The sequence below is a fragment of the Micromonospora sp. MP36 genome, from assembly GCF_008119785.1.
Lineage (GTDB): Bacteria > Actinomycetota > Actinomycetes > Mycobacteriales > Micromonosporaceae > Micromonospora.
This window is the reverse complement of the sequence record NZ_VSFA01000040.1, coordinates 1-22314: the sequence shown is the minus strand read 5'-3', so window position 1 is coordinate 22314 and position 22314 is coordinate 1. Positions and strand designations below refer to the sequence as shown.

Annotated in this window: 23 protein-coding genes and 4 pseudogenes; 11 read left to right on the top strand and 16 right to left on the bottom strand. The window is 67.2% G+C overall.

What is annotated here, in order from left to right; all coding sequences use genetic code 11:
• Window positions 1-315: 315 nt before the first annotated feature.
• The 3 genes and pseudogenes from FXF52_RS44150 to FXF52_RS23565 form a co-directional block, all read right to left on the bottom strand.
• Window positions 316-864 (bottom strand): annotated as a pseudogene (locus tag FXF52_RS44150) (serine protease); the annotation flags it as partial.
• Between the two features lie 99 nt (window positions 865-963).
• Window positions 964-1317 carry a CU044_2847 family protein gene (locus FXF52_RS23570; RefSeq protein WP_148800168.1) on the bottom strand — a complete coding sequence of 118 codons (354 nt, stop codon included), beginning with the start codon at window positions 1315-1317 and terminating at the stop codon, window positions 964-966.
• Window positions 1318-1657: 340 nt separating this feature from the next.
• Complete coding sequence (locus tag FXF52_RS23565) at window positions 1658-2218, bottom strand: bacterial transcriptional activator domain-containing protein (protein ID WP_255472258.1); 561 nt, start codon at window positions 2216-2218, stop codon at window positions 1658-1660.
• A gap of 210 nt (window positions 2219-2428) precedes the next feature.
• On the opposite strand from FXF52_RS23565, the pseudogene FXF52_RS23560 reads away from it, so the two are divergent.
• Window positions 2429-2677, top strand: a pseudogene (locus tag FXF52_RS23560) (transposase); the annotation flags it as partial.
• 271 nt (window positions 2678-2948) lie between these two features.
• On the opposite strand, the gene FXF52_RS23555 reads toward FXF52_RS23560, so the two are convergent.
• From FXF52_RS23555 to FXF52_RS44145, 3 genes and pseudogenes are all read right to left on the bottom strand, one after another.
• On the bottom strand, window positions 2949-3161 hold the full coding sequence (locus FXF52_RS23555) for a transposase (protein ID WP_148800164.1): 213 nt from the start codon (window positions 3159-3161) through the stop codon (window positions 2949-2951).
• A gap of 103 nt (window positions 3162-3264) precedes the next feature.
• Window positions 3265-3810 (bottom strand): transposase family protein, encoded by a 546-nt coding sequence (locus FXF52_RS43245; RefSeq protein WP_255472257.1) that lies wholly within the window; start codon window positions 3808-3810, stop codon window positions 3265-3267.
• Window positions 3811-3864: 54 nt separating this feature from the next.
• A pseudogene (locus FXF52_RS44145) lies at window positions 3865-4098 on the bottom strand (transposase family protein); the annotation flags it as partial.
• Window positions 4099-4691: 593 nt separating this feature from the next.
• On the opposite strand from FXF52_RS44145, the gene FXF52_RS23540 reads away from it, so the two are divergent.
• Window positions 4692-6587, top strand: coding sequence for a hypothetical protein (locus FXF52_RS23540; protein ID WP_148800158.1), 1896 nt, complete (start codon window positions 4692-4694; stop codon window positions 6585-6587).
• A gap of 24 nt (window positions 6588-6611) precedes the next feature.
• Here FXF52_RS23540 and FXF52_RS23535 read toward each other — a convergent pair whose 3' ends face one another.
• A complete protein-coding gene (locus tag FXF52_RS23535) occupies window positions 6612-6803 on the bottom strand; it encodes a hypothetical protein (RefSeq protein WP_148800155.1) in 192 nt (63 codons plus the stop codon).
• Window positions 6788-7165 (bottom strand): PIN domain-containing protein, encoded by a 378-nt coding sequence (locus FXF52_RS23530; protein WP_187413653.1) that lies wholly within the window; start codon window positions 7163-7165, stop codon window positions 6788-6790. The genes FXF52_RS23535 and FXF52_RS23530 overlap by 16 nt, the downstream gene beginning before the upstream one ends.
• 146 nt (window positions 7166-7311) lie before the next feature.
• Between FXF52_RS23530 and FXF52_RS41795 the strand changes: the two genes are divergently transcribed.
• Entirely contained in the window at window positions 7312-7452 is a 141-nt protein-coding gene (locus tag FXF52_RS41795) for a hypothetical protein (protein WP_187413652.1), read from the top strand.
• Window positions 7453-7522: 70 nt separating this feature from the next.
• On the opposite strand, the gene FXF52_RS23525 is transcribed toward FXF52_RS41795, so the two are convergent.
• A complete protein-coding gene (locus FXF52_RS23525; RefSeq protein WP_255472267.1) occupies window positions 7523-7816 on the bottom strand; it encodes a transposase in 294 nt (97 codons plus the stop codon).
• Window positions 7817-8107: 291 nt separating this feature from the next.
• A complete protein-coding gene (locus FXF52_RS23520) occupies window positions 8108-8575 on the bottom strand; it encodes a winged helix-turn-helix domain-containing protein (protein ID WP_255472254.1) in 468 nt (155 codons plus the stop codon).
• A 128-nt stretch (window positions 8576-8703) separates the two neighbouring features.
• On the opposite strand from FXF52_RS23520, the gene FXF52_RS44140 reads away from it, so the two are divergent.
• Both FXF52_RS44140 and FXF52_RS23515 read left to right on the top strand, forming a co-directional pair.
• A complete protein-coding gene (locus FXF52_RS44140) occupies window positions 8704-10038 on the top strand; it encodes a hypothetical protein (RefSeq protein WP_222870623.1) in 1335 nt (444 codons plus the stop codon).
• A 394-nt stretch (window positions 10039-10432) separates the two neighbouring features.
• The gene (locus FXF52_RS23515) at window positions 10433-10780 is read left to right on the top strand and encodes a transposase (RefSeq protein ID WP_148800149.1); all 348 of its coding nucleotides are present in this window, start codon (window positions 10433-10435) and stop codon (window positions 10778-10780) included.
• A gap of 400 nt (window positions 10781-11180) precedes the next feature.
• On the opposite strand, the gene FXF52_RS23510 is transcribed toward FXF52_RS23515, so the two are convergent.
• The 5 genes from FXF52_RS23510 to FXF52_RS23490 all read right to left on the bottom strand — a co-directional run bounded on the left by FXF52_RS23510 (window position 11181) and on the right by FXF52_RS23490 (window position 16103).
• A complete protein-coding gene (locus FXF52_RS23510) occupies window positions 11181-11942 on the bottom strand; it encodes a hypothetical protein (protein WP_148800146.1) in 762 nt (253 codons plus the stop codon).
• A 382-nt stretch (window positions 11943-12324) separates the two neighbouring features.
• Window positions 12325-12930, bottom strand: coding sequence for a GNAT family N-acetyltransferase (locus tag FXF52_RS23505; RefSeq protein WP_255472253.1), 606 nt, complete (start codon window positions 12928-12930; stop codon window positions 12325-12327).
• Between the two features lie 71 nt (window positions 12931-13001).
• Window positions 13002-13676, bottom strand: coding sequence for a GPP34 family phosphoprotein (locus FXF52_RS23500; protein ID WP_148800140.1), 675 nt, complete (start codon window positions 13674-13676; stop codon window positions 13002-13004).
• 10 nt (window positions 13677-13686) lie between these two features.
• On the bottom strand, window positions 13687-14700 hold the full coding sequence (locus FXF52_RS23495; protein WP_148800138.1) for an acetamidase/formamidase family protein: 1014 nt from the start codon (window positions 14698-14700) through the stop codon (window positions 13687-13689).
• Window positions 14697-16103 carry an APC family permease gene (locus FXF52_RS23490; RefSeq protein ID WP_148800134.1) on the bottom strand — a complete coding sequence of 469 codons (1407 nt, stop codon included), beginning with the start codon at window positions 16101-16103 and terminating at the stop codon, window positions 14697-14699. Before FXF52_RS23490 ends, FXF52_RS23495 begins: the two co-directional genes overlap by 4 nt.
• 296 nt (window positions 16104-16399) lie before the next feature.
• On the opposite strand from FXF52_RS23490, the gene FXF52_RS23485 reads away from it, so the two are divergent.
• The 6 genes from FXF52_RS23485 to FXF52_RS23460 are packed head-to-tail and all read left to right on the top strand — an operon-like array spanning window position 16400 to window position 22012.
• Window positions 16400-17314: a radical SAM protein gene (locus tag FXF52_RS23485; protein ID WP_255472252.1), complete on the top strand. Its 915-nt coding sequence runs from the start codon at window positions 16400-16402 to the stop codon at window positions 17312-17314.
• Between the two features lie 20 nt (window positions 17315-17334).
• The gene (locus tag FXF52_RS23480) at window positions 17335-18564 is read left to right on the top strand and encodes a methionine adenosyltransferase (RefSeq protein ID WP_148800130.1); all 1230 of its coding nucleotides are present in this window, start codon (window positions 17335-17337) and stop codon (window positions 18562-18564) included.
• Window positions 18564-19217, top strand: a complete 654-nt coding sequence (locus tag FXF52_RS23475) for a class I SAM-dependent methyltransferase (RefSeq protein ID WP_148800127.1) — start codon at window positions 18564-18566, stop codon at window positions 19215-19217. Before FXF52_RS23480 ends, FXF52_RS23475 begins: the two co-directional genes overlap by 1 nt.
• The gene (locus FXF52_RS23470) at window positions 19217-19948 is read left to right on the top strand and encodes a phytanoyl-CoA dioxygenase family protein (RefSeq protein ID WP_148800123.1); all 732 of its coding nucleotides are present in this window, start codon (window positions 19217-19219) and stop codon (window positions 19946-19948) included. The genes FXF52_RS23475 and FXF52_RS23470 overlap by 1 nt, the downstream gene beginning before the upstream one ends.
• Window positions 19948-20649: an FkbM family methyltransferase gene (locus FXF52_RS23465; RefSeq protein WP_148800122.1), complete on the top strand. Its 702-nt coding sequence runs from the start codon at window positions 19948-19950 to the stop codon at window positions 20647-20649. The genes FXF52_RS23470 and FXF52_RS23465 overlap by 1 nt, the downstream gene beginning before the upstream one ends.
• Window positions 20639-22012: a hypothetical protein gene (locus FXF52_RS23460; protein ID WP_148800119.1), complete on the top strand. Its 1374-nt coding sequence runs from the start codon at window positions 20639-20641 to the stop codon at window positions 22010-22012. Before FXF52_RS23465 ends, FXF52_RS23460 begins: the two co-directional genes overlap by 11 nt.
• Before the next feature lie 9 nt (window positions 22013-22021).
• Here FXF52_RS23460 and FXF52_RS23455 read toward each other — a convergent pair.
• Window positions 22022-22314 (bottom strand): annotated as a pseudogene (locus FXF52_RS23455) (glutamate--tRNA ligase); the annotation flags it as partial.

Genomic DNA, 22314 nt, shown 5'->3' with positions numbered 1-22314 from the left:
GCTCTCATTCGCCTCGACGAGTTGCTGGACGTAGACTGCGGAGAGCGGGGGCTGCGGCATATCGGGGAATACCGCCGGGTAGGGATGAAGGACTGTCGCCTTCTTGGCCACCCTCAGGTACTCACGAAGACGCGGTCCGGGGAACCGCCAACCGCCGGCAGCTATCTGTGCATCGGTCAGACGGATTAGCCAATCGTAGTACAATTGTCGTGCGCCTTGGAGCAATCTCACGCTGTCGGATCTGTCTAGGATTTCTTCTGCCGAGATAATGTGGGCACTACCGGCCTGGTTCGACAAACAGAGGAGGCCGCATACCGCGCCGGTGCGCCTGTTGAGGACGGGGCTTCCACTGCATCCGGCGCCGATTGGCACTCCGTAAACTCGCCCAAGGTCGATAGGATTCGCGCCTTGCCTGAGAGACTCTCCTTGATAAGTAAAGGTAGCAGGTTGACCGTTGCGAAAATCTCCTACCGGGCATCCGTAGGTCCACATCGGATCTTCTGTGGCCGCGACACCTAGGAGCGGGACGGCATGGTTATTTAAGGGACTTCCCTTAGTGGAGATCTTCAGGAAGGCCAAATCTAAGCCGTCAGGGTTCCGGAAGTACTGGCTTGCCACGGCCTCGAGTACGATGACCTCACCGGTCTCGACGTGCTTCGCTGTGACTTCGGCTGGCAGGTCATTAGGTGATTCAGCGAGGACGTGCGCGCAAGTCGCAACTAGATCGCTGCCGATCAAGAACCCGGTTCCGAATCGGGATTTAGCCTTGCCCCGCGCTGGAACATCGATTGCAAGAGTCGCGAGCTTAGTCAGCCGTTCCAAAACGTCTGGCACGTCCGCAGGGATTTTGGCAATCGTGTCCATTCTTCCTGCTCAACATCCTACTGGCTCGTCATCGGTTCCAATATCGCGAGGTCGCTATGCGTCCTGAATCCTTGACGGGAGTCTCCTTCTTGCTCGCTACTAGCAATCCTCGGGGCGTGACCACTCGAGCGTAACCTTGAATGACGACTTAGCGCTCGCCTTTCCAATGACCGCTACAAAGGATCCCGAATTCAAGGCGAACTCACATCCGAACTCGACTGCGATTCGAGACACGCCCTCGCGCTGAAGCTTGCTTGATATTTTCTGGGCCAGCTCCGCTACCGCCTCGAGCGCTCCATCAAGAGAAGGGCATTCGCCCGCGATCTCCACCTCGGTGCCTGTATGGGACGGATGGCGGACTTCTTCGCTCAGCATGAACAGCGTGTGATCGTCCAGTTGCACTTCAACGAGTTGAGTGCGGTCCTGCGAGGTGGCGTCGCCGAGCTCGATCAACTTCGCTGCCTTTCGATAGAGTGAAGACGAGGGTGATCATGCAACAGCGTAGCGTTACATGACAAGGCGGGGATCCTCCGTCGGCTGGAGAGGACTCCAACGTCGGGTGATGGCGACCTGACCCAACGTTCATTTTCTAGCAACATTCGAGCGGCTTGACGTCGAAGAACGGGATCAGCGGCAGCCGACCGCCGCTGCTTCTGTTGATCCTTCCCAGGCTTGCTTGCCGCTCCTCTCTTCCGCTCTGGCGAACTCCTGCCCGGCCTTGAGCCAGCGTGGTACTGCTCACTTCTCGGTCAGGCGGCCATAGAGTCGGGTGGCCAGGGCAACGGTCTCTTCCCTAGGGTTCGGCGTCGAGGTCGGTGAGGGCTTTGGTCAGGGCGCGTAGCAGAGTGCGGATGCCGTCGGCGTCGCCGAGCGCGTGGCGGGCGCGCATGGCACGGGTGTAGAGAGCTTCGTTGTAGCGGTCCAGGTCGATGGCCTTGACGAGCAGGTCGGATGCGGCCTGCGGGTCTGTATCGAGCAGGTCGTCGGCGAGTAGTAGGTGGGCTTCGGTGCCCCAGCGGCGTACGGTCTCGCGGTGCGGCTGGAGCCATTCGTAGTCCTGGCCGTCGGCTAGCGGTGCGGTGTAGAGGTCGCACGCGGCGGTGAGCAGCTCACGGCGGCGTGGGCCGGCGATAGTCGCGGTCCGCAGGAGGTCGCGCAGCGCCCAGACGTCGACGGTGGTCGGGTCTAGCCGGTAGCGTCCGGCGGTCTTGATGACGTAGGCGTTCTTCGCCTCGGCGGTGCCGGCGCGGCCGAGGACGTGCCGCAGGTTGCTCGCGTTGGTGGGTACGCGTTGGTCGGCTTGGCTGATGCGGGCGTCGGGTTCGAGGTACTCGCCGATCTCACGGGTGGTCACTCCGTCGGGGTGGCAGGCGAGGAACACGGCGAGTTCGAGGGCTTTGGCTCGTAGGGGTCGGCCGGGCTGGGTGATGTTGTCGATCCCCGCGGGGCTGCGTCCACGGAAGTGGTGTACGACTTGCCCGTGATGGGCGTGCTGCGTAGATAGGAGACGGCCACCGCGCGATCCTTCGAGACGGCTAAATCCAACGAAGGAGAGTGATGCGCGATGGCCGCATCTGAGAGTGTGAACCCTGTTGACCTGCTGTGCGAGCAGATCGCGGGCGCGTCGCCCGATGTGTTGCAGGCGATGATCAAGACGTTTGCGCAGGCGGTGATGTCCGCCGAGGCGGACGCGATCTGCGGCGCTGCATTTGGGCAGCGCAGCGACGAGCGGGTCAACTCTCGTAACGGCTACCGGCCGAGAGAGTGGGACACCAGGGACGGCACCATCGACCTGGCGATCCCGAGGCTGCGACACGCTGTCGAGCATCGGGAGCAGGAGCTGGCCGTCGTGGACGTTCGCGGTGGTGACCGTGACGGCTAGGGGCAGACCGGCCCGGTCGCAGACGACATGGATCTTGCTGCCCGGTTTGCCTCGGTCGACCGGGTTCGGGCCGGTCAGATCGCCCCCTTTCCGCCCGCACACTGATCGAGTCCACCACGGCCCTGGACCAGTCGATCCGGGCGTCGCTGCCGAGCCGGTCCAGGGTCGCCTCGTGCAGCCGTAGCCAGAACCCGGCCGCAGTTCACTGACTGAACCTGCGGTGAGCGGTCGCCCGGGTCACCCCGAACAACGCCTCGGGCAGCTTCCACCAGGAAACGATCGCCGCCAGGACCGCCCGGTCATCGACCCGCCGCCGACCGCCACCCTGCCTGCGAACCGGCGCGGGCGGGATCAACGGCGCAGCTATCTCCCACAGGTCATCCGGCGCCCACGTACGGACCATCGCATCCTGCACGGAAGCAGATCATGCCCGAGCCCAACCAAGATCCAAATGGGACGCGCCCTTACGACCTCGTTTGCAATTGCCTAGAGCCGTGAGCTGCGGTGATTCGCCTCGGCTACCAGGTGATCATACGATCGGAGACCAATCCGGCGACGGCGTCGATGGTCTCGGGCAGCAGTTCGCGGCGGCCGGTGAGGCGCTGGAGTTGTCGCCACCATTTCAGTTCGGCGATGGCATGTTCGACCGGGATACGCTGTGACGATTGGTGTTTCCGTTCGGCTTCCCACTGGGCCTGCCGGGCTGGTGGTGCGCCGGGGCGTAGTTTCAGCGGCGGAGCGGTGACCTGGCCGGGATGGTCTTTGGCCAGGCCCTGGTAGCCGGCGTCGACCAGTACCTTCACCTGCCGGTAGGCGTCCAGCAAGGCGCCGATGCCCTCAACCCGGGCGGCCGTGGTGTCGTGCATCCGGCCCGGCCGGTGCCCGCCGCACCACAGCGTCGCCCCGTACTCGTCACTGACAACAGTGCTCTTGATGGTGTTCTGCTTCACCTTGCCCGACACGAACGCCTTACGTCCGGGCCGCCCCACACGCGGACGACGTACCCGGATCTCGGTGGCGTCCAGCCGCAGGGTGACACCTTCGGCCGCGGCGTAGGCGAACACGTCCGCCAGGGTGTGCAGCCGTATCCCGCTCGGACGGGCGAACCCCCGACGGGCCAGCAACGGACAGACCTGCCCGATCGCCCGAGTCACCGTGCAGCGGTCCACCCCGAACGCCGCCGCCAGGGCTTCGTGCGGCACACCCAACCGCAGATGAGCAAGGGTGAGTACCAGGCGATCGGTGAACCGCAGGATCAGACGACGACCCGCACCGGCCGCCCGCCGCCGGCGCTGCCCACCCCGACGGGCGTGCAACCGGCCCTCACGTCCGGCCAGCCAGACCGGATACACCTCGGCCCGTAGCAGCCGCAGATGCCGACGGGAGATCCCGGTGAACGCCGGATGGCTCAACACACGACGCGCCCACCGGATCAACACCCGAAGATCATCGCCCACGCCGGACTGACGCCACCGACCGTCCTATTGCGCACGAGATCGTAAGACCCGCGCGGTCACCACGCCTGAGCGTGCGGCCCTCGCTCCGGTGCTGTCCACCAGTCGGCAGGTCTACGACCTCGTGCAGTGCCCGATCCGGGCCACCCTGGACCGCAGCATGACCGCCCTCTACACGATGAACCCGCCTTGTTCTGGCGTGGCAAGCCGGGGTTCGTTGACCAGGACGACGAGGGACACACTGTCGTCCGTTACTGCCTGCGCTACGACGACCGGTTCTTCGGACCGGCCTGCGGCCTCCGACGAGGACGGCGCCAGCTGGCTGGCATTCCTGCGCAGCCTGACCGCCCGCGGCCTGTCCGGCGTCCGTTGGTGGAACAGCGCCCTCGAGCGACCGAGGCGATTGACACCACCGCATTGCTGACCACGCACGGCACTATTGGCGTATCCCGACTGGACTGTTACCTTCTCCGCAACAGAGAGGTTCAGACATGACAGTAACACGTTCCCGCCCGCACACTCTCGCGCAGTTCGCCCGCCGGGCGCGGATGAGCGCTCAGCGGCTACGCAAGCTGCACGGCGAGCGCCGGCTGCCACCACCAGACGGGGTCGACCCGGACGGTGCCGAGGTGTGGACCACCGCCAGCATCGACCGGTGGCTGCGCGCCACCGACCGGGCGGTGCCCGACGACGCGGTGTGGCCGTTCGCCTGGCCCGACGCGACCGAGCCCGCCGAGGTGATCTGGTCCGGCGACATCGACCTGCCCCGCGGACACACCGCGGCGGTGACCATCTTCGACGGCGCCGGCCAGCCGGTCGTCTACGCCGTCGGGTACGTCGGGCAGGACGTCAGCCGCGATACCATCGCCGATGCCGCCATCGCGCGCCTCGACCCGGACCGCCGCCCCGGCGCCGTCGTCGTGCAGCCCTTCCTGCTCGACCCCGACTCCGACGGGCCGTACCCGCACCTGGAGCTGTGGCGGGTGCCGGAGCAGCCCGAGCCCGCGCCGGATCCCGCGTCGGCCGCGTTGCCCGCGATGCTGCGCCGCGTCCTGCCCCACCGCGAGCCGGTGGCCGCCATGCGGCAGCCCGTCATCGGCCGGCAACGTCGGCCGGACGCGCCGGAGTACGCCGGCTCGGTGTTCGCCTCCGAGGTCGCCCGGGTGCTGGGCCGGCCGGTGCCGCTGTGGTGGGCCGGCACCACCACCCCGGAGATCATGCGGACGGTCCGGCTGCTCGACCAGCCCCGCCCCCTACCTATCCCCGACACCATCACCGAGTGGCCCGGCGCCATCGCCCGGCTGACCGCCGCGCTGGACCGGTCCGTGCACACCGCCTACCCGCAGGCGTTCGCCTTGCTCGCCCGCGAGACCCGAGCCGCCCACCGCGACGTCACCACCGCGCTGACCCACCCGGGCACCGGCGACGGCTGGTACCTGGCGGCGGCGCCCCAGCCGCCCACCTGGCCCGCCGTGGCTGAGCAGCGCGCCGCCGTCGCCGCCGGCCGCGACCTCGACCCCGCCGCCGCCCTCGACGAACTCGACCGGCTCGCGCAGGCTGAGGCCGATCTGCCGTGGCGGCCCAGCGACCCGTACGGCGACGCGCTGCGTCAGGCGATCCTCCTGCTGCGCGGCCAGCTCGTCCGCGACTACCCGGAGCGGGTCTACACGTTCTGCGTCACCTACAGCTGGCCCGACGCCCACGGCCCGATCCACGACGAGTACCGCCGCCACCTCACCCGACTCACCACGGCCGACGCGCACGGCGACCCGGATCGCCCCACCCGCCGTCTGGTGCGCCTGCTCACTGAGGACGCCACCGACGCCGCCATCGCCCACCACCAGATGCTCGACCGCGCCCGCGAGCGCTTGGTCGGCCTCTACCGCGACCCGGAGGGGCGCCTCGTCGCGCACCTCACCGCCGGCGTCTCGGGCGTCGCCGACCACCTGCTCATCGAGTGGCCGACCAACATGCCACCGGCCGGCTGGACGGAGCAGACCGTCATCGCCGCCGACAAGACCTACTCCGGCACCGGCCTGTTCGCGGTGACCCCCGCCCCCGACGGGACGCTGCTGGCCCCACAGCCGGTGCCCAACCCCGGCGACGAGCCGCGATACACCTTCGGCTACGACGGCAACTCCCCCGCTGTGCTGTATCAGGCCCTCGTACGGTGCGCGTTGGGCAACTGGAAGGCTGCCGCACAGGAGAGCTGGGTCCAGCAGCTGTCCGCCCGCTCCGACGATGAGCGGGGCCGCCCGCACAGCCAGCTCTGGCAGCAGATCACGACCAGTCAGGGTACGCTGCGCCTGTCGTGGGCCGATGTCCAACACTGGGCGCACGATGACCAGCAGGCCCTGCACCGCCGGCACCGACCAGCGTACCGGTAGGCGCCGCAGGGCGGCTGGTGCCGGTCACCCGCGGGGCTTGGCTCGAGCGGTGGGCACGTGCCCGCTGCTCGGCTGGCGCTTCGCCGCCGTCGGCGGTTGCTCCAGCTTGTGCACCCGCAGCCCGGCTGCCCGGGCGCGCATCGCCATCCCGGTGTCGAAGGTGACCAGCCGCACCGGCCAGCCAGCCAGTGGCTCCAGACTTACGGCGTGGTCCACGATCTCGTCGTCATTGATCGGTAGGCGGGCGTGCCCGACCGGTCAAGCAGCACCTCGACGCGGACCTCACCGCACGGATCCAGCTCGCGCGCGTAGTGCGCGGTGCGGACCCGGCCGCCAGCCTGCACCAACCGGTCGATGTAGGCCACGGAATAGCCAGCGCGGTAGCCCTTGTCGCCGCTGCTGAGCTTGGCCTTGTCCAGCTCGTCGACGACCACCATCGGCACGATGAGCCGGATGTCGGCGATACCCATGCCCAGCTCACCAGCGAGGTCCAGGTCTTCCAGCTTACGCTCGTGGTGGAGGTACACGTTGGTGTCGAGCACCACGAGGTGGGCGTGTTCGACACCGAAGCGCTCCACCGCGCTGACGAGGTCAGCGATCGCGGTGTCGAAGACCTCAGCCCGCTCATCAGCCCGCGCGGCCGATCAACCGTCAGGCGCTGACCGAGCAGGTCCACGTCTCGACCGGAAGCGGCCGGCGGTGGGGCCTCGGGTTCGACGACGAGGTGGGCCACCTGGTCCAGCCGAGCCGGGGCAGAATCCCCGAGGACCTGCTGGAGAAGGCGCTCGCCGACGAGATGATGGCCCGGTGGATGGGCGGCCATTCTCGCCGCACACCGCGCGTACGCCCGGCACTTCGGGCGTGAGTTGCCCTACTGACGTCAGACCGGCTCCGGTATGGGCGTCGATCCTGCGCAGGTACAAGATCTTGAATGGTCAGGTTGAGTTGGGTTTGAGGGTTAGGCCGGTGTGGGTCAGGAAGCTGTCGAGCAGGTCGGGGCGGTACTGGATGCGCTTGAGCCGGTTCCGGATGATCGCTAGGAGGTGGTCGACGCCGCGAACGGCGAGGTTGCCGATGCTGCGCTTGAGGTGTGACCACACCTGCTCGGTGGGGTTGAGATCGGGGGCGTAGGCGGGCAGGCGGATCACGTGTAGCCAATCCCGGGCGGCGATCATCTGCCGCATGGCGGCGCTGATGTGGGTGTTGAGGTTGTCCCAGACGAGGACGATCGGCCCGCGGAGTTGCTGGTGCGCGGCGTCGAGCAGGCTGATGTAGTCCCGTTCGCCGAAAGCTGCGCCGCTCGTTCTTACGGCCGCGGTGGGTGATCGTGCGGTAGATCAGCCGAGGACGCTGGCGGGGCTTGTAGCAGGCCAGGCCAGCGATCGAGACTCGCCCGGATCCCTTGCCGGAGGTCGGGATCTGTGGGGTGTGGCCGCGTCGGCCCCAGGTGCGGGCCTTTGGTGGGCGCAGCGTCTGACCGGCTTCGTCCTCGAAGCAGATCCACGCGTCGCGCTGCGCCGCTACCGTTCTCCCGTCGGCCACACCTCCCGCCGCCAGGTCGCGACCGCGACCCCGTCGCGTTCGACGGGCCGGTGCGCGGGTACCTGCACCGACCAGCCGATGCGGTGCAGCAGGTACGACGTGCCGCGCACGGTGTAGCGGGTGCGGAACATCCGGGCGATTAGATCCGACACCCGGGCCAGTGTCCAGCGTTGGTCATCACCGAAGCCATGCGCCGCCGGCCCCTCGTCCAGAGCATCGGCCAGCCGCCGCAGCCGGGCCTCGTCAAGCCGACAGCGGGACCCGCCGGGTCCCTTCGAGGCCAGGGCGTCCTCACCACCGGCCCGCCACCGCTTGCGCCACCCGTACACCACGGTCTGCGACACCCGCAGCCCGCGCGCGACCTCCGGCACCGACACCCCCGCAGCGAACCACCCGGCCGCCTGCCGCCGCACCGCCTCACGCTTCGCCCGCCCCCGCGCGGACAAACCACCTCCATCGGAATACCTCATCACCCAGGCCTACAACGATCACCGCCGAAGATCACGCCACACCGAGCCACAGTGGACGAACCTGGCCCTTCAAGATCTGGTAACTATTCGGATAGGCTAGCCGCATGGAGCAGGTTCGAGCCGGTAGTGTCGGTTATTTCTCTCCCTTGGATGCCCTTCCTCACGACTTCACAAGGGACCGGCCAGGTCATATTAGGTGGGTTGAGGAAGAGGGCCTGTTCCGCATTGACACCCTCCTCGGAAACCTCAAGGAGGTGCGGGATGCCGATAGTGGCCCTGTGCCCCACACCCTAATAGGTAGGACCGCCAGCTCCGGCATTGTGGCCACTGGCGTGCTGCGGCGAAACGTTTTGCACAATACCGCGAGGCAACGCGTCTCCATGGCAACATATCGAGCTACGACCCTCATGCATGGGCTAGACCCAGGGAGTCTGACCAAACCGGGCGTGACGGAAGTCAGCATCCGGATCCCTGGCATCACGAACTGGGCGGGCGTCTCTGCACTGAAGGAAAGCCATTCCTCAAATGATGACGGTCGAGCCTCGTCGTACTCCATTGAAGCACGAGCTCCGGAAGATGTCGTCCTCACGCTAAGCAAGGGTCGCCACTTGGTGCTTTCCGCGCACTGGGAGTCGACCGGACCCGATGATAAGCGGGTCATCTTCGCCCCAATCGAGCTTTCATGCAGATCCAATAGGCCGAAAGAATACTACGAGCTACGAGAGCCGCTACTGAGGATCCAAGAGCTTGTCGGCCTCGCCTACGAAGGAATGATAACCGCCGAGAGTGGCACCGTAAATCTGGTAGCGGACGGTTCGCTGTCGCGCAGAACAGAATTGTGGGACTCCGCCTTGATGTGGCGCAGGCCGGGGACTGCCGCGCCAAGGTCCATGACGGAGTTTCCGCTATTCTCGCTGTGGCATCTCGGCGACGCGGCGGGCCTTCGGAGATGGGTGCGCATATGGAATACCTACGGACCAGCTGTGAGGCCCCTGGTTGACACTCTCCGCATTGGTGAGCCTTCCGCCCCAGTTCGTCTAATGGACATCGCGGCCGGAATTGAACATTGGGTCGCTCGCCATAAGCGGACCACTCAATGGGCTCAAGAAAGGTTTGTTCCCTATGCGCTCGCGAAGCACGTCGGGCGTGGATTTGGTGAGTTCGTTGGCGACCCGCGCGCCTGGGCCGACGTCTTCTGGAACCGCTACTTAGATGCCAAGCACTATAGGTCCGAGAAGTCGTCTGCATACGAAGACGATCAGGCGGCATCGTTGCTGGCGGAATCCGGAAGAGTGCTGCTCATGTGTGCAGTACTCAATCGCGTCGGAAACTCAAAGCTGCCATCACGGTCCATCCTGGGCTCCCACCGTACGCACTCCTTGTCTCGCCGCATACAGGAGCTTGTTTCATCGAGTACGCCACGGAAGCCCTCGCGATAGAAGAATTTGGAACTGGAGCTCGGGCAGCCTCATCATCGGCACACTCTTCTCGGCAGATCCGGATACCGGAGCGGTTAGCTGCACTGACCGCCGATCATCACACAGCGGACGAGCAGCCACGGGCACAAAGAACTCGGTCGGCGATTCCGCAGGCCACGCTCTTTTGATCTTGCGCGCCCGAAGGCACCTCCACCGATCTCGGCCTCTTTGTTGCTGGCGTTAAGTCGTGCAGTGCGACTCCCCCGCCGTCAGAGTTTGTACAAGGGGGACATGAACCCCCTCGACCAGCATCGATGGTCACGTCCCGTGGCGGTTCAATCCGCAGTCCCGTTCATTCGAAGGTGGCGTTGAGGGCAACGGTCTTGGGTTGGGCGTATGAGCTACCCCCGCTTTCATGGAGCTTCTTGATCATGGTCTGATGGCCGTGGGGAGGAAGTCGTCCGTGGCAGCACCGAAGAAGTACCCCGACGAGCTGCGCCAGCGTGCTGTGCGCTTGTATCGCGAGTCGGACCCGAAGCCGGTGATCCGGCGCCTGGCCGAGCAGCTGGGCGTGCATCACGAGGCGTTGCGGAACTGGATCCGGCAGGCCGAGGCCGACGCCGGTGAGCGTCATGCTCGGCCCACCAGTGAGATGGCCGAGGAGAACCATCGGCTGCGCAAGGAAGTCGCGGAGCTGCGGCGGGCGAATGAGATCCTGAAAGCGGCGAGCGCGTATTTCGCGGCGGAGCTGTGCGCCATGTAGCGCTGATTGATCGAGGAGGGGTGAGAGACCTTTCCCGCCGGGTCGTCGCAGCGGCCTGGTGAAGCCTGAGGGCAGCCTGATCCGTGCAACGGCGGTGAGGGTGGCAAGCGGCCCTGACGAGGGCGGGACGTGCCGGGACTGCCAGACGGTGCGGGCCTGTTCGGCGAGGCCAGACGGTGTAACGCGAGTGAACCAGTGGCTGAAGCTCCGTAACAGCGAAGCCGGCTCGAAACCTGGTGGATCTGGGCCGGTGTGCAGTGCACGACCGCCACGATCATGTGGTGGTCGACTCCGAAGCCGTGTAGCTCCAACGGTGGGGAGGCCGTAACCACCGCTCCATCAAAGCGGGGGGAACTCAGTACAGACTGGCCGGGACCTCCTGGGTTTGACGGGCGGGTAGTCAGGTGTCCTCGTGCTTGTGGCCCTTGGCGGCGCAGTCCTTCCAGATGCCGGACAGGTGTTGGGCCATGCGGGCGGTGGCGGGGTGGCCTGGGTGTTCGCGTCGGTGGGTGGTGATGGTATCGGCGAGGATGGTGCGGGCGGCTTGGCAGTGGCCGAGGGCGTGAAGGGCGAGGGCGGTGGTGGCGTGGATGGCGAGGGTTCTCGGGGCATGGGGTCCTTCGGTTTTGGTGAGGTGGTCGGCGAGTTGGCGGTAGAGGTGGTAAGCGCGTTGGTGGTGTCCGGCGCGTCGGTGAGCGGCGGCGTGGAGGTGGAGGGCGTGGAGGCTGTGCGGGTGGGTGGGCCCGTGGAGTTGGATAGTGGCGTGGTGGGCGTAGGTGGTCCAGGCGATGGCGTCGGCGGGGTGGCCGAGCCGGAGTTGCAATTCGGCCAGGAGGATGGCCGCTTCGGTGTGTAGCGGGTGGGCTGGCGCGGTGGCGGGGTCGATGCCGGTGAGGCTGTCGTGCAGGAGCTGCCGGGCGCGTAGGGGGTGGTTGAGCGCGAGGTTTCGGGCGGTGGCGACCTGCTGTGCGCGTTCGGTGTCGATCCGGTCTGCCACGGGTGTGGGTGTGGCGCGCCAGGTGAGGGTGAGGTCGGTGGGGGTGGCGCCGACGGTGATGCGGGCGAGGACGCGGTGGGCGTGGACGGCGGCGAGGTGTGGAGGTGTCGGCGCGCCGGTCGAGGGGATGACCCGAGCCGCGTACCGCAGGATCGTCCGACCCACTGTGTGGGCGATCGCCGCTGCATCAAGTGGCCGCGGCCGGCAACCTGGCTGGCACTGGTAGCCCTGTCCAGAGTCGTGCAGCTCGGCGTAGGACATCGGTTCGTGGCAGAACCTGCAGTGCATCAGTCCCGCCGGTAGGTATGTCTCCCACGAGCCGGCGGCCGGCCTGGCTGGTTGGTGTGCGACTGGGGTGGTGGCTTTGGTGACCCATTTCTGGACGAGGCGTGGGTCGAGGTTCAGCTGACGGGCGACGCTCGTGACCGCGCCGTAGGCCCTGATGTCGCGGGCATCTGCGACACGCTGGACGACGGCGCCGATGAAATCTGGTGAGTATCTGCGAGGGAAGGCCACGGGGTGCGGTGTCGGTTGGGATGCGGTAGGGCTACGCATGACATTCCTGCCAGCGGTTGTCGACTGGGCGGCTGGGGTTAACCGGCATTGCGCTGCTGCTGTGGTGAGCGGTGCGGCGCATCGGGCGCAGGGTCGGCCCGTCGGGGAGGGTGATCGGTGGTCGGGGTGTGTAGCCGTAGCGGGCGAGAAGATGTTCCCCGCCAGCGGGCGTGGCGGTCCACGCGGGCAGGTCAATGCGGTTGAGGCGGCTGCGGTGGTAGGCCAGCAAGGCGGTGCCGCGGCCGGCCTTCTGGGCGTCGGGGCGGACGGCGAGGAAGGCGAGGTGGTAGTGCGGTTCGGTGGGCTGTTTCACCGATAGCAGGCTGTCCAGTAGGTCGAACCGGTCGGCGTGGCTTCCGGCGGCGTCGGTGAGGCGGATGGGGTAGTTGGCTGGTGGTGGGATGGGTCGGTAACGGTGGAAGCCAACGGTGGCGGCAGCATGGTCTTCGGTGAGGTGGATGTCGCCGAAGACCATCGCGTGTTCCACCCAAATCCCGACGACGCCGGTCAGCACCTGGCGCCGCTGTTGCGGGTCGGGCACCAGCCACGCGGCGAGCGGGCTGGACTGTAGGGCGTCGGCGATCAGCGGGGTGACCAAGTCCTTGTCCGTCCAGTGGGCGGCGCGGATACGCAACGGAGCCTCCATCGGAATGGGTACCTGGGTGGGGTTCAGCGGTAGGTAGCGGTGGCGAGGTCACCGACTGCGGCGTCGACGGCGGCGGTGATGTCCCGCACCGACCGGTGGTGCTGCTCGGCGATCGCCTTGAGTCGCGCCGTGAGGGTGGTGGTGTCGTCGTCGAGGTAGAGGTGGGTGCTCAGGCCGAGGGTGGCGACCAGGCCTGCGAGGGCGGCGGTGTGGTTGTCGGGTTGCTCGCGGCCTTGCGCGAGGTACCGCAGGCGGGCCCGGGCGACGATCGCCCACTTGCTGTCAGTCGCCGTGTAGATATCGGTGCGGGCGAGGCCGCCGAGGCGCCGGCGTGTGCTGTGGCGGAGGATCCCGGCGGCGACGAGACCTGCGCGGGTGCGCTCGTACAGGTCGTCGGCGAAGTCACGCAGAAACGCCTTCACCGGCGGGGCGGTGCGCCGGCAGCGGATGGCGGCGATGGCGGTATCGGCGATCAGGTCGCCGACCGGTTGGTCGGTGTGCAGGCGCAGCCACCGTTCGCCGGCTGGGCGGTCGTCGTTTGGGTCGAGGGCGATCCGTCCGACGAGGAAGATGTCGATCAGGACGGCGCCGGCGAGCCCGAGCGCCAATGCTTGCCGGTGGATGTGCGGCTGGCCGGTGTCGTCGTTGTGGCCGAGCAGGAACAGCTCATCCCGCAGCGGCAGTCGAGGAACGGTCATGGCGCCGCCCCTAACCCAGCCCTGGGACGAGCTGCCGCAGCCGGCTGTGCACCCCGCCGTAGGCGGGCTCCGGCGATGGCAGTAGCGCCTTGTCGACCGCGGCGAGGACCGTGTAGTTCGGGTCGCACACGTTGCCGATCGGCGCCCGCCCGGCCTGGGAGACGAACTGGTACGCGTCGAGCGTCTCCAGCCCGGTCAGGGCCTGCACCCAGCCGACCATGTCATGCTGCGCGATGCGGTAGGCGTCCTCGAGTGGGCGGGCGCACCCGATCGACATGATCGAGGTGTCGGTTTCCAGGCGTGGCCACATGGTCGGTGCGCCCTTGATGACTTCGATGGTGAGGGTTGTGGTGGTGGCGATCTCGACGCCGACGCCGCAGGCTTCGCCTTCGCCTTGGCGGGCGTGGCCGTCGCCGAGGGCGAGCATCGCCCCATGGACCTTGACGCCGAGATAGAGGGTGGTGCCGGTCCGGAGTTGCGGGGTGTCGAGGTTTCCGCCGTGGCGGTCGGGGACGATGGTGGAGCGGGCTTCGAAGCCGCCGGGGGCGACTCCGATGGTGCCGATCATCGCCTCCAGGGGAAGGTCGACGGTGTGGTCGGTTTCGGTGGCCTGGAACCGCACCGTGCCCGCCTGGCGGTCGACGCCGTACACCCACACCCGCTCCTCAAGTGGTGGCTGGAGGCTGGCGGTGTGGGAGGTCGAGGTGAGCGCCCCGAAGTGCGGGAACGTCGACGACACACCCCAGTCCCGGGCCGGGGTGATTGAGATGAGGTGGATGGCGAGGGTGTCGCCGGGTTCGGCGTCCTCGACGAAGAACGGCCCGGACACGGGGTTGAGGTAAGGCATGCGGCACACCTGCGACGGCAGATCCGCCGGCCCGCGCACGAGCCCGCCGAAGCAGTCCTCGGTGAACACCTCGAGTACGTCGCCGGAGCGCAGGTGCGCGACCGGCATTCGGCCGCCGAAGGTGTAGGCCAGCTCGTCCCGCGCAGGCCGGTAGGTGATCTTCTCCATGGCAGTCACACCCGCTCCACGTCACGCTGCTGCGGCTGCACAGGCGCGAGCCCGGAGAGCACCGGTCGGCGTCCGGACAGGTACAGGCCGGCGAGGACGAGGACGCCGAGGGCGAGCCAGGCCAGACCGAGGCGTTGGGCGGCGATGTTGGCGTTGACCACCACGTAGGCGAGGATCACGAACCCGACCGTGGGCATCACCAGATGCGCCCACCAGTTCCCGCTGCGACCGCGGACGAGGTGGTGCACGACCACGGAGGCGTGCAGGACGAGGAACGCGACCATCGCCCCGAAGTTGATCAACGACGACAACACGGTGATTCCGTCCGCCCGGGTGGCCATGTACAGGCCAAGCGCGAGGGACACGATGCCGGTGAGCAGGGTGGCGTTGATCGGCACGCTGCGGCGGATCGACACCTTCGCCAGGAACGCGGGGAGCTGCCGGTCCCTGGCCATCGCGTACAGCAGCCGGGAGGTGGCGACCTGGGCGACCATCGAGTTCGGCAGCCCCCACGCCACCGCCGTGGCCACCGCACACAGCGTCGCCAACCAACCTCCGCCGGCGACGTGGGCGGCGTCGTAGAAGGCGTTCCCGTCCGGGTCCCCGTTGGTCAGCAGCCCGGACGGGTTGGGGACGAGCATCGCCGCGAGCCACGTCTGCGCGATGAACAGCACCCCCGCCAGGATCAGGACGGCGGCCATGGCGCGGCCGATCTGCCGGGAACCACCCTGGGCTTCCTCGGCGAGCATGCTGATGCCGTCGAACCCAAGGAAGGACAGCACGGCGATCGACACCGCGCCCGCGACGAGGGACCAGGTGAAGGTGTCCGGGTTGTAGAACGCCTCCCAGCTGAAGCGGCCCTTCCCGGATCCGACGGCCCATCCGGCGACGGCGATGAAGATTGCTAGGACGATCAGCTCGCCGACCAGCATGATCCGGGTGACCACCGCGGTCATGCGGATCCCCACCGAGTTGACGACCGTGTTGACCGCGACGAACCCGAGCAGCCACGCCCACACCGGCACCGCTGGCACGGTCGCGTGCACGGCCACCGACGCCACCAAATACAACAGCCCCGGCACGAGGACGTAGTCGAGGAGGATCACCCAGCCGGCGAGGAAGCCGACCGGCGGGCTGATGCCCCGGCCGGCGTAGTTGTAGACGCTGCCCGACATCGGAAACGCGCGCACCATCTGCGCGTACGAGAACGCGGTGAACACCAACGCCACGACGCCGATCGCATAGGCGAGGGCGACCATCCCGCCGGAGCCGGCGTACACGCTGCCGAAGATCGCCATCGGCGCGATCGGCACCATGTACACCAGCCCATAGGCCAACAGGTCCCGAAACCGCAGCTGACGGCTCAACTCCTGCTGATATCCGTATCGGGCTAATTCATTCTGCTCGTACATCCACAAGCCCTCCTGCTCAAGGCAAGCCCGGAGCGAATTGGCGGTACCGAGAACACGGCTCGGAATTTCAGGACTCATCCGCAGGGGCTGCCTTCGACCGACCTGGCCATCCGGACTGCCCTGGGCAGCGCCGGCTGGGCATAGACGATTGCGTGATCACGACGGCCGGCACAGCCCATGGTGGGGGCTCACCGTGGGCCCCCACGGTGAGCTGGCTCAGCCGCATCGTCAGCGTGAAGGTGGACATCGGCCGCCGTCGAAATGGTTCCGGCGGTTTACCGTTGGGGAGGTTGGCCTTGCGTGTCTCAGCGGTGGCGTCTGATCTGGCGCCGTGGGAGTGGGAGTTCGACTGGCACCTGACGAACCGCTGCAACTTCTTCTGCGAGTACTGCCATCCGCAGATTCGCTACGTGTTGAACAAGAAGCACCTGAACGAACCGGATCCTGCGCTGGTCGTCCAGCGGTTCGAGGACCTCAACCGCACGTGTCTCGTGCACATGTCGGGTGGGGAGCCGTTCCTGTTCCCCGGTTTCGTGGAGCTCTGCGCCGGGCTGACCCGCCGCAACTGGATCAGCATCAACACCAACCTGGCATCGCCGGAGCTGGTCGCCCGATTCGCCGCCGAGGTGGACCCCTCGCGCGTGGCGAAGATCGTCGCGGCCCTGCACGTACCGGAACGTGAGCGGCTCGGGTTGCCGATGGTTGAGTACGCCGAGTCGTTCCGGATCCTGCGCGGTGCCGGGTTCGATGTGGTGGCGCTGTACGTGCTGTTCCCGCCGCTGCTGCCCAGACTTCGTGAGGACCTCGCCGCGCTGGCCGCGTTGGGCGTGGAGCCGTTGCGCGCCAAGGTGTTCAAGGGCGTCTACGAAGGTCGCCGGTACCCAGAGTCGTACACCGACGCGGAACGGCAGCTGATCCTGGCGAACTCCGGCGAGTACCACTTCAACCGGCCATACCTCGACGGGATGCTCGCCTTCCGCGGCCAGCCCTGCACCGCAGGCACGACCTCCTTCAAGGTGACCGTGACCGGCGAGGTACGGCGATGCGCATCGGTGCCGACGAGCTACGGAAACCTCTACGACGGCACCTTCCAACCGGCCGCCGTACCGGAGCCCTGTCCCGCGAGACGTGTCCTCGTTCTGTCGCAGTGCATGGCGTACCTCGTCGACCCGCCGCAACCTGCGGCCTCCGCCACCGCCGCACGCCCATGAGCAGGAGAGGAGGAAGCGCAATGCGCATCATCACCAGTGTCGGAGCAGACCATCCCGATCGCGCGCCATTCGATGCAGCGGAGCGCAAGGGCATCGGGCACCCCGACAGCCTCGCGGACCTCGTGGCCGACAGCTTCTCCCGTCGCTACTCCACAACCTGCCGTAAGCGGTTCGGCGCGGTGCCGAACCACTGGGTGGACAAGGTGACGCTTGTGGGCGCTGCCGCTGATGTCCGCTTTGGCGGCTACGACATTCGCAAGCCGGTCGACTGCTACCTGTTCGGCAAGCTCACGGATCGGATCGACGGCATCGAGGTGCCTATTGCCGAGCTGTTCGATGACACGGTCCGAGCCGTGCTCGCGGACGTGCTGGATGACCGGGCAGTCCTTGATCACCTGCGGATGCACCTGAACAACACCGCCGGCACGGCTGTGGACCACGACGCGCAGTTCTATCAGCCTCGTACGGCCGCCGCCATCAGCCAGGTCCTCGTGAGTGAGTCGGTCGCCAATGACACCGTTCTGTGCGCCGGCACGAGCCTCCAGGGCCTCGCGGCACAGACCGCCGTATGGCTGGAAACGCTTCTGACCAGCGCCGCCTTCCGCAGCCGATACATGACCGGCACCGACATCAAGGTCATGGTGGTCAGGTACGGCAGCGAGGTCGAGGTGACCGCCGCCGTGCCATTTCACCCGGGGAACACCGAGAGTTGGTCGGCGTACCGCACGGCGCTCGACGCGATCCACGATGAGGTCGCGGGGGAACTCAAGCGGTTCCTTGACGAGACACCAGCCGCGTTGTCCCTGGGACGGCTATCGCTGAACACCAAGGACGTGCCGGGCCGGGGCTATCTCGCTCCTTTCGGCACCTCCCTGGGCAAGGGCGACTGCGGCGCAGTCGGTCGAGGCAACCGGTACAACGGGGCGATCGAGCCGCTCCGGCCCTCCAGTGGTGAAGCACCCGCGGGCAAGAATCCCATTCACCACGTCGGCAAGATCTACACGGCGGTGGCCGACGACCTCGCCCGACGCATTCTGACCGAACTCGGCATCTACGCGGAAGTCGTCATTGCCGCACGCAACGGCGATCAACTCGACGAACCGGCGTACGTTCTCATCCGATCCGAGGCACCGGTTGGCGCCGCCGGCGAGGCGCTGGCTCGGGAGGCGGTCAAAACTGCCACGAGCTACTACGAGCGGTTCTTGACGACCGACCCGGTGAGCCGCTTCCGCGAGGCGAGGCAGTCCTGATGGCGCCCCTGCTGGATGAGATCCACCTCCATCACCTCCACCAGTTGCGCTGCCGCCCGGCCACTATTGACCAGGACGGGCTCCGGCTTGGGGATACGTACGTGATGTTCTTCGCCGAGTCCGAGTTGATGGCCGAGCACGCCTACAGGCTGATCGGAGACCGACCGGGGGCCGACGTGCTGGAGGTCGGCCTCGGCCTGGGTGTGTTCGCTCAACAGCTCGCGCCGTTGCGACCGGCGAGCTACACAGCCGTCGAACCGCATCCGGCGGTCGTCGACCTCGTCGCGCCGAGGATCACAGCGCAACTGCCGTGTCCCGTCAGCGTTGTCGTCGACCCCTGGCAGGTGCTCGACCTTGCCCCTGGCAGCGTCGACGCGATCATGTACGACACCTGGCCCCCCGACGGCCACGCTGACGCCGATTTCGCCACCTTTGTCGAACACGTTGCGTTACCGGCGTTGCGGCCCAGCGGTCGACTCAGCTTCTTCCACAGCGGTCTTGAGCTGCCTGAGGCACGCGCGCGTGTGCTGGACGAGCACTTCCCTGGCTGGACCGCCACCAGGTTCACCGTGCCCCCGGGCCAGCTACCCGCCGGTTGGACCAAGCCAACGGGTGACTTCCTCGTTCCGCTCGCGCAGAAGGGACATCGTTGATGCGGTCGCTCTCGATCAGCAGCTTCACGCGATCTCGTTTCCAGCGAGACGGCTACCTCATGGTCAACGAATTTGTCGACCATGACATGCTGGCGCGCCTCCGCGCCGCCGCCGATCTGGCGTTTCAGCAGGTAGTGGATGCCACCCTCGCCGCGCGAGCCACGCATCCCCGCCTCACCTGGTGGCGTCTGCCGGACGGGCGGCCGTACGTCTTCAAGATCAAGCCGGTGCTGGATCTTGCGGCCGCCTTCATGGAAGCGACATTGAGTGACGCGCTCCGCGGTTTCACCTCGGCGGTTCTCGGCGTCGACGCCGTGCTGATGGAGGACAAGGTCACCTACAAGACAGCGCTGACCGATAAGGCCAGGTGGGCCGACCTGCCGGTTCTCGGCGAGGACGTCCGCAAGCACTCCGACGCCGCGTACTTCGCCGCGCGAGGGTTCGGACGTGTGGTCACGGTGGCGCTGTGCCTCGACGACTGCCCGGCTTCCGCCGGTGCCCTGCGGGTGTGGCCGGGCAGCCATGAGCGCCCCATACGACATGAGCCGACGAGGAACCAGGGACCGGTCGTCGTGGACGAGGATGCGCCCGAAGAAGAGGCGGTGACCCTCGAGGCAGCTGCGGGAACGCTGCTGGCATGGGATGCCGCGCTCGTTCACGCCAGCGGCCCGAACAGCACCGGCAGACCACGCCGGCTGCTCGTTCTCGGCTACACGGGCAGTAGCGCGTGATGGCCGGGTCGGAACCGCTGGATCGGGCGGTCCTCGGGAGGAGGCAGCTATCCGGCGAGGTGGTCGGTCAGCCCTACACGCAGCCGTACCCGTACTTCGGGCAGTGGGGTGAGGATCGCTGGCTTGTCGAACACCTCGTCATTCCCACGGACGGAGTCTTCGTCGATGTCGGGGCGGGCGACGGGATCCGCGGAAGTAACAGCCTCTACTTCGAGACGCTGGGATGGACGGGGCTCTGCGTCGACCCTGATCCGCGGAATCAGGCGCCTCTGGGCAAGCGCGAATGCGCGATCCGCTACTGCGCCGTCTCAAGCGCGTCCGGTGAGCAGACCTTCAGCATGTACGACCCAAAGCCCTCGTGGTCTGGCCTCGGTGACCGAGGCCACGGCTACACCATCACCACGGTCGACTGCCGTCGCCTCGAAGATCTGCTCGCCGAGGTCGGGATCGACCGGATCGACCTGCTGAGCATTGATGTCGAAGGTACGGAGCTGGATGTCTGGTCGTCCTTCGATCCGGCTCGTCACCGCCCAGGGATCGTCATCATCGAGTACGACAACAACCACCCAACCCGCAGCGAAGACCACATCCTTCGGGCCCTCGGGCCGCACCGCTTTGAGGCCCTACACCGAACTCCAGCCAATCTGATCCTTCGCGGGTTGGATACCGAGAGCCAGCGACGGTGGCGCCATGCGGGATGAAGATCTCCTCGAGGCGATCGGCCGCGCGATGCGACCCAAGGTAGCCGGCAAGAAGACGGTCGTGTTCTGCTCCCACGGCGCCGATGCGCTCCATTGGCGCCACCTTCTTGCTGCCGCGCAGACGGACGACGTCCTGGTCCTGGCCTTCGACGACAGCCTCGCCGCTTTGCTGAGCCCCTCGGGCAACCGGACAGCTGCTCAGCTACTCGCAGACCGGCACGCACTGCTCGCTACCCTGGCGACCGACTCGCCCCTGAGTACTCTCGTCGACCAATTCGATCCCGACCGGCAAGCAATCCTCCTCATCACTGACCCGCTCAACCCGCCGGTGACCGGTGGCCGGCCGCGCCTCGGCGGTAAGCACCCGAGCTGGAGCTTCTTCGAGCACAAGAGCGTGGTGGACGTGCTGTGGGACTCCATCGGTCTAGCACGCGCCGAGTCGGCGGTGTACGACGAACCGACAATGCTCTGGCGAGAGCTTTCCCCGCGCGGGTCCGATGTCGTCTACGCCGCCCAGCAGCACGGTGAGGAACCCTCCGCGGGCGGCGAAAACATCCGTTGGTCGAGCGCCGACTCCCCCAGGCGGGGAGACGACACGGTACGGCGACGGAGAGTGCGCGTCATGCCCATGCTCGCAGGCGCCCCCTGCCGCCTACACGGCGTGGTTCTCGTGGGGTCGACCATGGCCTTCACCCCGTTGGAAATCCTCGTGCCGCGGCGGCCTGCCGACGGGGCCTTCCTCTGCGCCGGCACAGCGCCGATGCCCGAACTCGAACAGCCCCCGCTGCTCGAGTTGACCCGGTCAATCGGCGAGGCGCTGCGCGACCGCCTGGACTACCGTGGGGGGTTCTCCGTCGACGGGATCCTCACCCGAGACGGCTTCCGGCCCACCGACCTCAACACCCGGGTGACATCAGCCTTCGAGTCCGCTCCGCCGCCGCTGCGAGTCGCCGCGCACGCGAGCGCGCTTGTCGCCCAAGCAGGTCTCCCGGGAGCCGATGCCGTAGGGCTGGAGAAGCAGTCCCATCACGTCCTGAACAATCCGGCCGATCTCACCTTGCTCGCCGTCGTCGATGGACACGCAACGGCCGCGATGCGGCGAGTCCGCTGGAACGGCTCCACCCTCGTGCCGTGCGCCGTCGAAGAGGCGCACGGCACGATCGGCATCATTGCTGCACCGCGGGGAACCGTGCTGCGCATTCGGCTGCGAAGACAGCACCTGCCGGCGGACATTTCACCGCAGGAGGCAGCAGTGCTGGCGTTCCGCGTGGCCGACGAACTGCTCGGCGTGGGACTCGGTGATCTGCAACCACCACCGAGTGCCCGCAGTGCCACTCCCACTCAGCGGAGCGGCACGAGGTGAGCACTCGCTCTACGAGAGCGGATCGATGGCGGCCCGGATCCTGCCGACAGTGCGGTCCCGGCCGAGCACCTCCAACGACTCGAAGAGGGGCAGCCCCACCGTGCGGCCGGTAACCGCGACCCGAATCGGCGCCTGCGCCTTGCCCAGCTTCAACCCCCGCGCCGCTCCCAACTCCTCGACCGTGCGCTTGAGCGACTCGGCGTGCCATTCCACCGTTTGAAAGGCGACTGCCGCCTCGCCGAGCAGCGACAAGGCATCACCGGTCATAGCCTTGGCCCAGGCCGCGTCGTCAATGGCCGGAT

Coding starts and splice junctions, on each gene's coding strand:
- FXF52_RS23500 (WP_148800140.1), bottom strand. CDS start 13,676: ATGACCGTTCCTCGACTGCCGCTGCGGGATGAGCTGTTCCTGCTCGGC.
- FXF52_RS23490 (WP_148800134.1), bottom strand. CDS start 16,103: ATGTACGAGCAGAATGAATTAGCCCGATACGGATATCAGCAGGAGTTG.
- FXF52_RS23515 (WP_148800149.1), top strand. CDS start 10,433: ATGGAGCTTCTTGATCATGGTCTGATGGCCGTGGGGAGGAAGTCGTCC.
- FXF52_RS23470 (WP_148800123.1), top strand. CDS start 19,217: ATGCGGTCGCTCTCGATCAGCAGCTTCACGCGATCTCGTTTCCAGCGA.
- FXF52_RS23480 (WP_148800130.1), top strand. CDS start 17,335: ATGCGCATCATCACCAGTGTCGGAGCAGACCATCCCGATCGCGCGCCA.
- FXF52_RS23475 (WP_148800127.1), top strand. CDS start 18,564: ATGGCGCCCCTGCTGGATGAGATCCACCTCCATCACCTCCACCAGTTG.
- FXF52_RS23540 (WP_148800158.1), top strand. CDS start 4,692: ATGACAGTAACACGTTCCCGCCCGCACACTCTCGCGCAGTTCGCCCGC.
- FXF52_RS23460 (WP_148800119.1), top strand. CDS start 20,639: ATGCGGGATGAAGATCTCCTCGAGGCGATCGGCCGCGCGATGCGACCC.
- FXF52_RS44140 (WP_222870623.1), top strand. CDS start 8,704: ATGGAGCAGGTTCGAGCCGGTAGTGTCGGTTATTTCTCTCCCTTGGAT.
- FXF52_RS23465 (WP_148800122.1), top strand. CDS start 19,948: ATGGCCGGGTCGGAACCGCTGGATCGGGCGGTCCTCGGGAGGAGGCAG.